General features: G+C 73.5%; 10 protein-coding genes. 4 read left to right on the forward strand and 6 right to left on the reverse strand.

Features of this window, described 5'->3' with window-relative positions:
• Positions 1 to 147: 147 nt before the first annotated feature.
• Positions 148 to 1,644 (forward strand): IMP dehydrogenase, encoded by a 1,497-nt coding sequence (locus ACFU99_RS12905; RefSeq protein WP_384390008.1) that lies wholly within the window; start codon positions 148 to 150, stop codon positions 1,642 to 1,644.
• A 21-nt stretch (positions 1,645 to 1,665) separates the two neighbouring features.
• Here the strand turns inward: ACFU99_RS12905 and ACFU99_RS12910 are convergent, their stop codons facing one another.
• The 3 genes from ACFU99_RS12910 to lanKC form a co-directional block, all read right to left on the reverse strand.
• Complete coding sequence (locus tag ACFU99_RS12910; RefSeq protein WP_384390011.1) at positions 1,666 to 4,230, reverse strand: ABC transporter transmembrane domain-containing protein; 2,565 nt, start codon at positions 4,228 to 4,230, stop codon at positions 1,666 to 1,668.
• Between the two features lie 127 nt (positions 4,231 to 4,357).
• Positions 4,358 to 4,486 (reverse strand): SapB/AmfS family lanthipeptide, encoded by a 129-nt coding sequence (locus ACFU99_RS12915; RefSeq protein WP_384390015.1) that lies wholly within the window; start codon positions 4,484 to 4,486, stop codon positions 4,358 to 4,360.
• A gap of 107 nt (positions 4,487 to 4,593) precedes the next feature.
• Complete coding sequence (gene lanKC / locus ACFU99_RS12920; protein ID WP_384390018.1) at positions 4,594 to 7,194, reverse strand: class III lanthionine synthetase LanKC; 2,601 nt, start codon at positions 7,192 to 7,194, stop codon at positions 4,594 to 4,596.
• A gap of 291 nt (positions 7,195 to 7,485) precedes the next feature.
• On the opposite strand from lanKC, the gene ACFU99_RS12925 reads away from it, so the two are divergent.
• From ACFU99_RS12925 to ACFU99_RS12935, 3 genes are all read left to right on the forward strand, one after another.
• Positions 7,486 to 10,314 carry a BTAD domain-containing putative transcriptional regulator gene (locus ACFU99_RS12925; RefSeq protein WP_384390020.1) on the forward strand — a complete coding sequence of 943 codons (2,829 nt, stop codon included), beginning with the start codon at positions 7,486 to 7,488 and terminating at the stop codon, positions 10,312 to 10,314.
• Positions 10,315 to 10,525: 211 nt separating this feature from the next.
• Positions 10,526 to 11,239, forward strand: a complete 714-nt coding sequence (locus ACFU99_RS12930; protein ID WP_384390023.1) for a GntR family transcriptional regulator — start codon at positions 10,526 to 10,528, stop codon at positions 11,237 to 11,239.
• An 80-nt stretch (positions 11,240 to 11,319) separates the two neighbouring features.
• A complete protein-coding gene (locus tag ACFU99_RS12935) occupies positions 11,320 to 12,192 on the forward strand; it encodes an oxaloacetate decarboxylase (RefSeq protein WP_384390025.1) in 873 nt (290 codons plus the stop codon).
• Between the two features lie 60 nt (positions 12,193 to 12,252).
• Here ACFU99_RS12935 and ACFU99_RS12940 read toward each other — a convergent pair whose 3' ends face one another.
• The 3 genes from ACFU99_RS12940 to ACFU99_RS12950 form a co-directional block, all read right to left on the reverse strand.
• A complete protein-coding gene (locus ACFU99_RS12940) occupies positions 12,253 to 12,537 on the reverse strand; it encodes an acylphosphatase (protein ID WP_384390033.1) in 285 nt (94 codons plus the stop codon).
• A gap of 44 nt (positions 12,538 to 12,581) precedes the next feature.
• Entirely contained in the window at positions 12,582 to 13,613 is a 1,032-nt protein-coding gene (locus tag ACFU99_RS12945; protein WP_384390028.1) for a nitronate monooxygenase, read from the reverse strand.
• Between the two features lie 21 nt (positions 13,614 to 13,634).
• The coding region (locus tag ACFU99_RS12950; RefSeq protein WP_384390031.1) for a YbfB/YjiJ family MFS transporter at positions 13,635 to 14,158 on the reverse strand (524 nt) is incomplete at its 5' end.

Consider the following 14,158-nt stretch of genomic DNA (forward strand, 5'->3'; position numbering starts at 1 on the left):
CCTCGCCATCTGCCAACTGCCTCGGGAAGGCTTATCGGTTGGGTTGCGCTCGTCTGTCCGGTGATGGCGCGATTCGTGCCATGGCTTGATCAGTCGATAAGGTGCCACGTCACGACCGCACCCCGTTCAACGGGTCAGGAGGAACGAGTGGCACAGATCATCGCCGAGGTCTCACGGACGTTCAACGAATTCCTGCTCTTGCCGAACCGGACACGGACGGACTGCTCGGCTGCGACGGTGGATTTGCGGACGCCTCTCGTCCGGCATATCGCGGGTGAGGGGGCGGCGATCGAGCTCCAGTCGCCGTTCACGTCCGCGATCATGCAGGCCGTCGGCACGCCCGAGCTGGCGATCGCGCTGGCGCGCAATGGCGGTCTCGGCTTCGTGCACCACAATCAGCCGGTTCGGAAACAGGCCGCGGCGGTCCGCCAGGTGAAGAACTTCAAGGCCGGGTTCGTCACCAGCGACACCAACGTACGGCCCGACGACAGTCTGGGCCTCCTGGTCGATGTCATGCGCCGCACCGGTCACAGCACCGCCGCGGTCACCGACGACGGGAGCGCCGCCGGGCGGCTGCTCGGGCTGGTGACCTCGCGGGACTTCCATCCGCAGCGCCACGATCTGAGCGGGCCGGTCGGCGGGCGGATGACGGCGGTCGACGACCTGGTGTGCGCCGGGGCCGACACCACGCTGTCCGAGGCGAACGCGCGGCTGTGGGACGAGCGGCTGGACTGCCTCCCGGTGCTGGACGCCGCGGGGCGTCTCCAGTATCTGGTGTTCCGTTCCGACTACGCGGACAACAAGCGCTTCCCGGATCAGACCGTGGACGCCGCCAAGCGGCTGCGAGTGGGCGCGGGCGTCAACACGCACGACTACCAGGAGCGCGTTCCGGCACTGCTGGAGGCGGGCGTGGACGCGTTGTGCTTCGACTCGTCGGACGGGTACAGCGACTGGCAGGCGCAGGCGCTGTCCTGGGTGAAGAAGCACTATCCGGAGATCCCGGCCGGCGGCGGCAACGTGGTCGACGGCGAGGCGTTCACCTTCCTCGCCGAGGCGGGGGCGGACTTCGTCAAGGTCGGGGTGGGCGGCGGCTCCATCTGCATCACGCGGGACCAGAAGGGCATCGGCCGCGGCCAGGCCAGCGCCGTGCTCGACGTCGCGGCCGCCCGTGACGCCTTTCGCGAGCGTACGGGCGAGTACGTGCCGATCTGCTCCGACGGCGGGCTGGTGCACGACTACCACGTGGCCCTCGCCCTGGCGATGGGCGCCGACTTCGTCATGATGGGGCGCTACTTCGCCCGCTTCGACCAGGCCGCCGGCGCGAAGCTGCCCACCCGCGACGGCTTCGTGAAGGAGTACTGGGGCGAGGGCTCGAACCGGGCCCGCAACTGGCAGCGCTACGGCCAGGGAGGGCAGGGGCTGGTCTTCGAGGAGGGCGTCGACGGCTGCGTACCCTACGCGGGCGACCTCAGCGAAGGGCTCGCCCAGACCGTCGCCAAGCTCAGGACCACGATGGTCTCCTGCGGCTCCGCCACCCTGCCCGAGTTCCAGTCCACGGCCCGGCTCACGCTCGTATCGGAGCAGAGCTTCCAGGAGAGCCACGCCAGTGTCGCGCTGCGGGACTCCCCGGCCTCTGTCTCCTGACCCGCGGGGCCCTGATACCGCTTACCCTTCCTGCTTTCGGCTGACCAGTTCGGTGATCCAGGTCGGGGCGAACGGGGACGTGCAGCCCGGGGACGTCGGGTAGTCCTTGAGCACCTGCAAGCGCTCGCCGATGCCGATGGCGCGGGCGCGGTGCTCGGGGTTCTCGATGCCGATCTGGGCCAGGCAGCAGTTCATCTGCCACTGAAGGCGGTCCGGGGCCTCCTTCATCTCCGCCTCGATGACGTCGAGCAGGCCGGGGAGGTCGAGGCCGTCGGGGCGCTTCATCACGCGTTCGACGGTCAGGGCCCACCCGGCGGCGGCCACCGCCGGGTCCGGGTCGGCGGACCAGGACCGGCGCACCTCCTCGGCGTGCGGGTTCTTCTTGACCACGTAGTTCACGAGCCAGTCGTGCACCTTGGGGGTGCGCGCCTCGCGCAGCATGGCGTCCAGTTCGTCGCGCCCGAACGCCTTCGGGCGGCAGATCAGGGTCGCCAGCAGCCTCGCCGCGGTGTCGCCCGTCTCCCAGAGGCCGCGCGCGAGGTCCTGTTGCGTCTTGAGCCGCTTCGCGAGCGCGCGCAGCTTGCCGAGGTTCACGCCGTGGTCGTCGCCGTGCTTCTCGTTGACCCTGCGCGCCTTCGGGTCATCGAGTTCGGCCAGCTCGGCCATCACCTCGGCCACGGTCGTCCCGGCCACCTCGGTCTCCTGTCCCTCTCGCACTCGTACGCGTGCTCGTATGGGATCCAGCCTACGAGAACGGAGGCGCTCGGCGTGACCGGCCGTGCGGCGTGGGGGCGACTGGGCGTCGAGGAGCCGCCGGTACGGGCCGTCGCGGCGTGCGAGTTCGGTGTGGGTGCCCTGTTCGGCGATCTCTCCGTCCGCCAGTACCAGGATCAGGTCGGCGTGCCGGACGGTGGAGAGGCGGTGGGCGATGATCAGGCAGGTGCGGTCGCGCAGGAAGGGGCGCAAGGCTTCCTGGAGGGCGCTTTCGGTGGCGTTGTCCAGGTGCGAGGTGGCTTCGTCCAGGACGACGACCTCCGGCTCGCGGAGCAGCATGCGGGCGATGGCGAGGCGCTGGCGCTCCCCGCCGGAGAGCTGTACGCCGCGGTCGCCGATGACGGTGCCGAGCCCTTCGGGCAGCCGTCGGACCGTGTCCAGGACCTGGGCCGTCGCGCAGGCCGCCAGGAGCCGGGAGTCGTCGGCGTCCGCTCGCGCGAGGCGAAGGTTGTCCCGGATGGAGCCGTGGAAGAGGTACGGCTCCTGGGTGACGACGCCGATGTGGCGCTGGAGGCTGTCCAGGGTGAGTTCCCGGACGTCCGTCCCGCCGACCTCGACGCGTCCGGCCGTGGGTTCCCAGGAGCGGTTGAGCAGCCGGGCCAGGGTGGACTTGCCGGACCCCGAGCCTCCGACGACGCCCACCGACATGCCCGGTGCGGCCGTGAAGCTGACGTGTGCGAGCACGGGGCGCGGGCGGTCGTCGGCAAAGTCGCCGCCCTCCGGGTCCTCCGGCGCCGGCGCGAGCGACGCGGGGACGCCGGCGGCCCGAGCGGGGTAGGCGAAGGCGACGTCGGTGAACGACACCATGCTCCCCGCGACGGGCCGGGCCCCGGGCCGGTCGGTGATCGACGGGGCGAAGCGCATGATCTCGCGTACCCGGTCGAAACTGACCACGCCCCGGACCAGGTCCAGACGGCAGACGGGAAGCGCGGTGATGGGCCCGTACAGGACGGTCAGCAGGCTCGCCATGGCGACCACGGTGCCTACGGACATCGCGCCGCCGATGACCATCGTGCCCGCCCAGACGTAGACGACAGCCGTGGCGGAGGTGGTCACGACGGTCAGCGCGGCGCCGACGCGGGCGTCCAGGAGCGTCCCGCGCACCATGGTTCCGCGCAGGCGCACGGCGACGTGCCGGAACCGGGCCGCCTCGCGCGGCCCCGCGCCGAAGAGCCTGACCGTCTCGGCGCCGCCCGCGCCGAGCCGCTCGGCGGCCAGCGAGTCGAGGTCCGCGGTCGCGTCGAGCTGGTCGCGGGCGATCCCGCGGAGAACCGCTCCGGAGTGCGCGGTCAGCGCGTACACCACCGGGACCAGGGCGGCGGCGGCCAGGGCGATGCGCCAGTCCAGGACGGACAGCGCCACACCGGCCGCGGCGAGCACGACCAGCGACGACACGGCCGTCCGGAGGGTACGGGCGATCAGGTCGTGGACGCCCTGCACATCGCCGTGCAGCCGGGAGACGACCGCCCCGGAGCGCGCCCCGTTGAAGAAGGCCGCGGACTGACGCTGGAGATGGGCGAAGAGGTCGCAGCGGAGCCGGGCGGTCACATCCTCGGCGAGCCGGGTCACCAGCCGGCGCTCCCCCAGGGCGGCGCAGGCGGCGAGCAGCCCGGCGGCCAGCAGGGCCGCGCCCAGGACGCGGACCCGCGTGAGGTCGCCCGCCAGCACGCCTTTGTCGATGAGTTCTCTGGCGAGGAAGGCGGGCAGTACGGCCATCCCCGCGTTCACCATGATGAGCAGGCCGGCCAGGGCCGTGCGGAGACGGAACGGAGCGAGAAAGCCGCGGAAGGACACGTACGCGTCGTCGATCATGGATCAGTCCCCTTGCGTGGGCGCGGGCCGGCTGCGTGCGGGCGGGCGCGGAAAGGGCGTGAGGCTCGCGGGCTTCCGTCGGCCTCACGCCCTGCGCTCAGCGGTTCAGCGGATGGCGGCCGGGCGCTCAGCCACAGGCGAAGAGCGATATGTGGCTCGGACGGTGGTCACCGCAGGACCACCAGCTGGCTTCGCTGTCCATCCGCTCTTCGGACTCCTCGGGCGGCTTCAGGCCCTGAAGGTCGTGGATGCTCATGACGTCTCTCCTTCTGTTGTTCTGTTGGGTTTCCTCCGGATCAGGCGATCCGGAAGGCTCATGGGGCGGGCTCGGGCGGAGGCCGGCTCAGGCAGAGGCGGGCTTGGTCACCGCAGGAAGGGCAGGTTCACCGGCCGGCCGTCATGGCGCACGCCGTGCGCCGCCGCCAGGGCCAGCAGCACCCCGGCGCCGCCGGAGGCCAGGTCCATGGAGAGCCGCAGCAGTTGGTCGCCGGGGAAGGCCGTACGGCCGCGCCGCTGGAGCACGTGCCAGTTCAGGCCGCGCACCTGCTCCGCGACCGCGTGTGCGGGCGCGTCAGGACCGGCGGCGGCGTTGAACAGGACCATGCCGGCGCGGCCGTCGAAGAGCCCCGAGAAGATATAGAAGCCGGAACGGGACGCGGGCCCGATCGCCCATAGGCTCTCCGCGAAGAACGGGTCGTGGCGGTGCGCCAGGTAGTGCCGCAGCGCGAAGCCGATGCCGACGCTGCCCGCATGGAGGTACGGAAGGGTGCGACGGCCGTCGTCGACGTGCAGGCCGCCCCGTGCGACGTGGACGCAGCGCGCCAGGTCCCGCCGCAGGGCGACGGCCGCGGCGTCGAGCCAGGCGACGTCCCCGCTCGCCTCGTACATGTGGGACATCAGCAGCGCCGGGCCGGACGCCCCCCGCATCAGGCCGACCGCGGAGAGCCGCTCGGGCCACTCCTCGACGCGTCGGCGCAACAGGGCGGCGGTCCGTTCGGCGCGCCGGAGGCAGTCGGCGTCGCCGTGCCGCCGGGCGAAGGCGAGCCAGTTCAGGCCGATTCCGGCCAGCCCGCCGTACAGACTGTGGTCGAGCCCGCCGAGGTCGGTTCCCGCGACGCGCTCCAGCAGGGTGAGCGCGCCGTCCTGGTCGCCGAGTTCCCACAGGGCGTGGGCGATGCCGTGGGCTCCGTCGTAGAAGCCCGGCGGCAGGGGCGAGGGGGTGTGGCGTACGCGGTGGGCCAGCCAGTCGGTCCCCTCGGCGTACTCCTGGGCGCCGCTCACCCGCAGGGCCCAGAGCACTCCGGCGGCGCCATGGGCGAGGTTCAGTCCCCCCACGCCGGTGAACTGCCCGATGTCGCCGGGGAAGAGGCGATCGGCACGGGCGGGCGTCGCGCTCTCGACGATCGCCCCCGCCAGCGAGGCGCGCACGCGCGGCCAGCGCGCCGCGTCCAGCTCGATCCGGCCGCACTCCCGCTCCAGGCCGGCACGCGCCCCGCCCGGCACGCCGCGCGTCGGCTTCGGGGTCGGGGTCGGGGTCGGGGTCGGCGGGGGCGTCGGCGCGAGAGCCGTCACCGAGGCGTCGAAGTGCGAGCGCGGCACGCCGAACGCCTCGGCGACCAGGTCCGCCAGGTGCGCGGCCTTGGCCGGTTGCAGCCGTACGAGCGTGGTCAGCGGCACATACAGGGCCAGCCGCAGCGCGGCCAGGGCATAGCGGTCCGGATCGAATCCCTGCCGGTCGGGCGGGGCGCCGAAGCCGGGGTGCTCCAAGGTGGGGCGGCGCGGGCTCCCGACCGGCCGGCTGACCTCGAAGTCGACGAGCACGGCCCGCGGCCCGTCCTCCCGTTCCTGGATCAGGATGTTGAACAGGTGCAGGTCGCCGTGGACGATGCCGCGCGCGTGGACGCTGTCGAGGGCCGAGGCGACGGCGTGCGCGGCGCGCTCCGCCCACCGCCCGTACTCGGCGAGCCCCTCGCGGGTGTGCCCGGCGTTCCCGAGCGGGTTGCGACGGGCGAAGCAGGTGTTGAGCGCGGTGCCGTCGACGAACTCCTCGACCAGGAACTCGTTCTCGCCGAGCCCGCGGTAGTCCACCAGGGCGGGCACACAGGGCAGTCCGCTCAGTCTGCGCAGGGTGTCGCGCTCCGTACGCAGCCTGGTGACGGCGTCCTGGTGGGCGGCGTCCAGCCCCGCGTGCGGCCGGGCCTCCTTGACGATCAGTCGCCGCCCGGTGGCGGGGTCCTTGGCCTCGTAGACACCGCCCGCGTTGGAGAAGTGCAGGGCGCGCACGATCTCGTACGGGAAGTCGTCGACGGTCACCTCGTCGCGCCGGTCCAGCGCGGGCCGGAGGAAGCCGGGAACCGGCGCCCAGTCGGGCGTTGTGAACACCGGGCCCCGCGGGTCGGCCTCCAACTGCCCCCGCGGGTTCTCGATGCCCGAGTGGACGACGCCCGAGGCGTCGACGAAGGGGCGGTGCAGGAACGATCCGTAGCGCACATAGAGCGGCCCCTCCCGCCAGCGCAGATCGCTCAGGACGTACGGGCCCGGCCGGCCGTCGAGCAGCGCGCCGAGCTCCTCCAGGGTCCGCAGCAACTCGGCCTCGTCCGCCGGGTAGAGGGTGGCCAGCTTCCCGCTTCCGGCGCGCGGCGCGTACTTGGAGTTCTTCATCACCCACGCATGGGGGCCTGTCACGACCTTGAAGGGCAGCAGGCGGGCGACGCAGTACGCCCATACGTCGCCCGCCACCGCGTCGGCGTTCCCCACGACCGCCGACACGTGGACCTTCCAGCCCTGTGCCGGCAGCCGCGCGCCGGGCGGCACGTAGGAGCGCCAGCCCTCCAGCGCGATCCGCCGCCAGCCGGGCGGTGGTTCGCGCCGGTGGACCTCGAACTCGTCCGTGCCGTCGGTCGATCCGGGCGCATCATAGAACTCCGGATCCGTGAGACAGAACTCCTGATACCGCTGGTCCATCGTCGCTTCCCCCCGTATTTCCCGGACTTGCCGTCCCCCGGCCCGGCAGCGTCCTGTCCACCCCCGTGGGACGGGGCGCTGCGGCGGGCCGGAACCGCCGCGGTCTTCGGCGACCACTCTGTGCGACCGGCTGGGGACAAACCTTGACGGGACCTTGAATCGGCTGGCCGGCGGCGTTCGGCGGCGGGTTTGCGGCGCTTTTCGGCCCAGTTCCGGGGATTGCCCGGCGAACCGTCGGCGGCGGCCGAAGACTGGTGGGAGCACGGCTGGTCATGGCGGTCGGGGGATCAAGTGACCATACGATTCGCGCTGCTGGGTGATATCGAGTTGCGGCTGGAGGGAAGGGCGGCCGAGCTCGGGCACGCCCGCCAGCGGTGTGTTCTCGCGGCGCTGCTCGTCGACGCGAACCAGGCCGTGCCGGTCGACCGGCTCGGTGAGCGGGTCTGGGGAGAGCAGCCGCCACGGCGTTTCCGTACCACTCTGTACAGCTATCTCTCCCGGCTGCGGCGCATCCTCCAGGCGGCGGACGCCTCCGGGACGGCGGCCCGCATCAACCGGGAGCCGGGCGGCTACCGGCTGTCCGTCGACGCCTCGGCCGTCGATCTGCACCTGTTCCGCGGGCTCGTCGCCCGCGCCCGCGCGGAGCGGGACGACAAGGCCGCCGACGCGCTGTACGGGCGGGCGCTGGAGCTGTGGCGCGGCGAGCCGTTCGCCACGGCGGACACCCCGTGGTTCAACTCGCTGCGCGAGGTCCTGGTCCGCGAGCGGCTCAGCGCGCAGCTGGAACGCAACGACGTGGCGCTGCGCCTCGGCGAGCACACGCGGCTCCTCGCCGGGCTGTACGGCGCCGCGGACGCGTACCCGCTCGACGAGCGCCTGGCGGGGCAGCTGATGCTCGCCCTGTACCGCTGCGGCCGGACGGCCGACGCGCTCGGCCATTACGAGCACACGCGGGCGCGCCTCGCCGACGAGCTCGGCATCGACCCCGGGCCGCCCTTGCGCCAGCTGCGTCAGCGGATTCTCACCGCCCACCCGGATCTGGATCTGAGTCCGGGTCTGAATGCCGGACCGCTCGCCGTGCCCGTACCGCGTCAACTGCCCGCTCCGCCCGCCGCGTTCACGGGCCGCCTGCCCGAGCTGGAACGGCTCGACCGCACCCTCGCCGGCCGCACAGCGGTAAGCACCGACCGTACGACCGGCGGCACCGTCGTCATCTCCGCGATCGGCGGCCTCGCCGGCATCGGAAAGACCTGGCTGGCACTGTGCTGGGCGCACCGCAACGCGGACCGCTTCCCCGACGGACAGCTGTACGTCGATCTGCGCGGCTTCGACCCGTCGTCGCCGCCCGTGGCCCCGGCGGCGGCGGTGCGCCAGTTCCTCGAAGCGCTGGGAGTGGGCCGCGACGCGATCCCCGTGGACACGGAGGCGGCGTCCGCGCTCTACCGCAGCGTCCTCGCCGACAAGACCGCGCTGGTGGTGCTGGACGACGCCCGCGACGCGCAGCACGTACGGCCGCTGCTGCCGGGCAGCGCCTCCTGCACCGTGCTGGTCACCAGCCGCGACCGCCTCACCTCGCTGGTCGCCACCCACGGCGCCGACCTGCTGCACCTGGACGTGATCGGCGACGCCGACGCCCGCGCGCTGCTCGTACGACGCCTCGGCGAGCGGCGGGTGGCCGCCGAGCCGGAGGCGGTGGCGGCCCTCATCGCGTACTGCGGCGGGCTGCCGCTGGCGCTGGGCATCGCGGCCGCGCGGGCCGTGTCTCACCCGGACTTCCCGCTCGGCGTGCTCGCCGACGAGCTCGGCGCGGCGGCCCACCGCCTCGACGCGCTGGACGTCGAGGGGCGGACGGCGGCGGATCTGCGCGCGGTGTTCGCCGCGTCGCAGCAGGCCCTGTCCGCCCCGGCCCGGCGGTTGTTCGGGCTGCTGGGCATCGCGCCGGGGCCGGACATCGGTACGGACGCGGCGGCGAGCGTCGCCGGGCTGCCGCCCGCGACGGCCTGGAGGTTCCTGGCCGAGCTGGAGGAGGCGCACCTGGTCGAACAGTGGCGGCCGGGCCGCTACCGGATGCACGATCTCGTGCGGCTGTACGCGGCCGAGGCGGGCGGCGCGGCGCCGGACCGGGCGGCGGCGCTCACCCGCGTCACCGACTTCTATCTGCACACCGCCTTCGCCGCGAACCGGCTGCTCGACGGCCCCGACACCCCCTTCCGCCCCGCGCCCGCTCCGCCCGTGGAGGGCGCCGCGCCGCGGGAGCCGGCCGATGCCGCCGCCGCTCTGGAGTGGTTCGCCGCCGAGCACGCCTGTCTGCTCGCCGCCCAGGCGACCGCCTTCGAGGAGCGCCGGTACCCAGTGGTGTGGCAGCTGGCCTGGGCGCTGATCTCCTTCCATCTCAGCGGCCACCATCTGGAGGAGTACGAGGAGGTGTGGCGCAGGGCCCTGTGCGCCGCCGAGGACCACAGCGGCGAGCCCGGCCCGCGGGCCCTGGCGCACTGGCGCTCCGGTCACGCCCGCGCGCTGCGCGGCGAGCACACCGAGGCGCTCGACCACCTGGAACTGGCCCTCGCCCTCGTGGAGCGGGACGGCGACACCGCCGGCCAGGCACACGTCACGCGCACCGTCGCCTGGGTGTGGGAGCAGAAGGAGGACTGCCCGCGCGCCCTCGACCACGCGACCCGCGCCCTGGCGCTGTACGCCGCCGTCGGCAACACCGCCTGGCTGGCGAATCAGCTCAACGCGGTGGGCTGGCTGAGCGCGCGGCTGGGCCGGTACGAGGAGGCGCAGGCCCACTGCGAGCAGGCCCTCGCGCTGTTCCGCCGGGGCGACCGGCCGGACGACGCGGCGTCGACGCTCGACAGCCTGGGCTACATCGCCCATCGCAGGGGGCGCTGGGCGAGCGCTGTCGCCCATTACGAGCAGGCGCTCGCGCTCTTCGCCGCGTCCGGCGGCACGTACGACCAGGCCGACACCCTCGCCAACCTCGCGGAGACGCTGGACGCCATGGGCTACGGGGACCGGGCCCGTACCGTCCGGTTGCAGGCGCTCGACCTCTACCGCGCCCAGAACCGGGCGGCCTGCGTGGAGAGGATGCGGCGCCTGACGGGGTCCGGGGACCTCTGACCGTCGAGTCCCCGGCCGTACTGATCCGGCCCCGACAACCCTGGCAGCGTCGATGGTGCCGCGCCGATCACCGGCGCACCTTCTCTGTATACAGAATGTTTTTTGTCTGCATCCCAAGGGTGTACGGTCAACATCGTGCCGATGTCAACAGATCCGGCCACCGCATCCGGGCTTCAGAGATGAAGAGCTTCGGGGCTTCAGAGGGGACTTCGTGGTGTCACAGAGCGAACGGGCCTACGAACTGCTGCGATCTCAGATCGTGCACTGGCAGATCCCGCCGGGCGCGCATCTCAGCGAGGTCCAGCTCGCCGAGCGTCTCGCCGTCTCCCGGACGCCGCTGCGCCAGGCCATCCAGCGGCTCGCCCACGAGGGCCTGATCCGGATGACTCCCGGCCGGGGCGCGCAGGTCAGCGAGATCGCGCTCCAGGACGTGGTGCACCTCTTCCAGATGCGGGAGGCGCTGGAGCCGTACGCGGCCCGGCTGTGCGCCCGGCGGCCCGACCGCGCCCGGTTCGCCGCGCTGCGCGCCGACTTCGAGACGCAGCGCGCCGAGCTGGAGGGCGACGGCCCCGCCGACGGCGACTACACCCGCTACTACGAGCTGATCGGCAGGCTCGACAAGGCCGTCGACGAGGTTGCCGGGAATCCGTATCTCGTCACGAGCCTCGCCGGGCTGCGCGGGCACCTGCAACGGCTGCGGCAGATCGCGCGCCGCCGGCCGGCCCGCATGCTCCGGACCGTCACCGAACACCTGTCGATCTGCGCCGCGATCGAGGAGGGCGACGAGTCCCGGGCCGCCGAGGCGACCGCCGTCCACATCAGCAACAGCCTGCGCCACATCCTGGCGGTCATGGCCGAGGACGTGGGCGGCGGGCTCCTCGGCGGCGGCGCCGAATTCGACACCGCGCCCCGGCGCACCACATGAGAGCCGGGCCGTCCCCCGATCGGCGGCCGTCCCCTCGCACACCTCGGAACACCTCACAGCCGGAAAGGTGCACTCGGCCGATGAACGCCCCCGCCCGCCCTTCCTTCAGGGAACTGATCGCCGCCGAGGGCGGACTGCTCCTCCCCGGCGTGGCCAACGCGCTGACCGCCCGCATCGCCGAAGACCTCGGCTTCGGCGCGGTCTACGTCACCGGGGCGGGGGTCACCAACACCCACCTCGGCCTGCCGGACCTCGCCCTGGTGTCGCTGCCCGAGATGGCGGCGCACGTGGCGGCCGTCAGCGACGCGGTGGACATCCCGGTCGCCGTGGACGCCGACACCGGGTTCGGCAACGCGGTCGCCGTCTCGCGCACGGTCCGCGTACTGGAGAAGGCCGGGGCCTCGGCCGTCCAGCTGGAGGACCAGGTGGCCCCCAAGCGCTGCGGCCACTTCGACGGCCAGGAGGTCGTCCCGGCCCAGGAGATGGCCCAGAAGGTCCGCGCCGCCGTCGACTCCCGGCGCAGCGCGGACACGCTCGTCATCGCCCGTACCGACGCGCGCGCCCGGCACGGGCTCGACGAGGCCCTCGACCGTGCCGCGCTGTACGCCGAGGCGGGCGCGGACGTGCTGTTCATCGAGGGGCTGCACTCCCGCGACGAGCTGATCGCCGCGGGCCGGGCCGTCCCGGACGTGCCGAAGCTCGCCAACATGGTCGAGGGCGGCAAGACGCCGCTGCTGCCCCGCGAGGAACTGGCGGCCATGGGGTACTCCGTCCACCTGTACGCCAACGCCGCGATGCAGGGGGCCATTCTCGGCACCCAGACCGTGCTGGCGGGTCTGCGCGACGCGGGCTCCCTCGCGCCGGTCATGGACCGGCTCGCCCCGTGGGCGGAGCGCCAGCGGCTGGTCCGCCGCGACGAGTACGAGGCGCTGGAGCGGCGCTACAAGTCCTGACGGGCGGCGCGCGCTCCGGCCGGCCGGCGCTACGAGTCCTGAGAGCGTGCTCGGCTCGCGCTACGCGGCCGGGGCGTCGCCGAGGACGCGGAATTCCCGCTCGCCCTCGGGTTCCTCGGCGACCGCCCTGCACTCCGCCACGTCGGCGGCGCCGGGCCCGACGGACGCCCAGCCCACCAGGCGCTGCACATCGCCCGGCGCGCCTTCGAAGACGGCTTCGACGTCGCCGTTGTGGAGGTTGCGGACCCATCCGTTCACGCCTGTCTCGTCGGCCAGGCGGCGGCAGGTGTCGCGGTAGTACACGCCTTGTACGAGGCCGCGGACGTGGACGTGTCGTCGGATCAGCACGGGGAGCCCTTCGAAAGGAGAACGGTGTCGGGGCAGACGGGTCAGAGACGGCCGGAGAGGCGCTCGATGGTGCGGGATACGGGTTCGATCCTGGCCTGCCGGTAGCCCGTTCCGGCCCACAAGTGGATCAGGCGCGTGTCGCCGGCCGCGGTGGCGGCCTTGCGGAGCCCGCTGGTGAGGTGGTGCAGGGCCGGGTAGCCCGCCGGGGCCTGGTCGGAGTACCGGTCGGTGAAGTGGTTGCGCAGGGCGCGCGCCGGGCGGCCCGTGAAGGCGCGGGTGAGGACGGTGGAGTCGAAGGCGGGGTCCGCCAGCGCCGCCTTGTGGGGCGCGGAGGCCCCGCTCTCCTCGGTGCGCAGCAGCGCGGTCCCGACCATGGCGGCGTCCGCGCCCGCCCGTAGAGCGGCCGCCGCGTCCTCGGGGGTGGCGATGCCGCCGGTGGCGACGACCGGCAGGCCGGTGGCGGCGCGTACGGCGGTGACCAGGTCGGGCAGGGCGACGGGGGCGATCGGCCGGTCCGGGGTCAGGGTGGCCGAGTGGCCGCCCGCGGCCGGGGCCTGCACGATCAGCGCGTCGGCCCCGGCGTCGGCGGCCTCCAGCGCCTCTTCGGCCGTGGTGACGCATTGCAGGACGGTGGTCCCGGCCCGGCGCAGGCTCGCGACGACGTCGGCGCCGGGGATGCCGAAGGTGAAGGAGACCCAGGGGACGGGGTGGTCCCGCAGCAGTTCGATCTTCTCGGTCCAGTGGTCGTCGTCGTCCCGCGGTGCGTCGCCGGGCAGCTCCAGCCCGTAGCGCTCGGCCTCTTCCCGCAGCACGCGCGCGTAACGCCCGTACTCCTCGCGGGAGATGGGCACGGCGTTGCGTACGAAGAGGTTGACGCCGAACGGGACGCCCTCGGCCTCGACGGCGTGGATCTGCCCGGCGAGCGCCTGCGCGCTTTTGTAGCCTCCGGCGAGGAAGCCGAGGCCGCCCGCGCGGGCGGTCCCGGCGACCAGGGCGGGGGTGCTGGGTCCGCCGGCCATCGGCGCGGCGAGGATCGGGCGGTCGATGCCGAGTCCGGTCAGCAGCGTGGACATGGGCGCTCCTCGAAGTGCGGTTCAGGCGGCCGGGGCCGCGGGGGTGAGGTGGTGCGGGAAGCGGACGCAGACGGCGGCCGCGGCGGCCCCGGCCACGGCGACCATGACGGCGCCCAGCAGCAGGGCCCGGTGGTAGCCGTGGCTCAGCAGCGGCGCGGCGAGCAGCGGGCCGAGGATCTGGCCCGCGCTGTAGCCGGCGGTCAGCAGGGCCACGGCGCGCGGCACCCGCAGGTGGGTGCCGATCGACAGGGCGATGGTGCTGACGCCCATGAAGGTGGCGCCGAACAGCACCGCGGAGACGAGGGCGGGTACGGGGCCGCCGGCGACGGCGGGCAGCGCGATGCCGACGGCCTGGATGATCAGCGCGGCGAGCAGGAGGGCGGGCCGGGACCAGCGGCGGGCCAGCCGGGTCCACACGGCGCAGGAGGGCAGGGCGGCGAGGCCGACGACGATCCACGCGCCGCCGCCGAGCCGGCCCGGCACGCCCTCCTGGATGGCGGCGACGAGGAAGGTCCCGGCGATGATGTAGCCGATGCCCTCGAAGG

The sequence above is a fragment of the Streptomyces sp. NPDC057654 genome (assembly GCF_042800135.1).
Classification (GTDB): Bacteria; Actinomycetota; Actinomycetes; order Streptomycetales; family Streptomycetaceae; genus Streptomyces.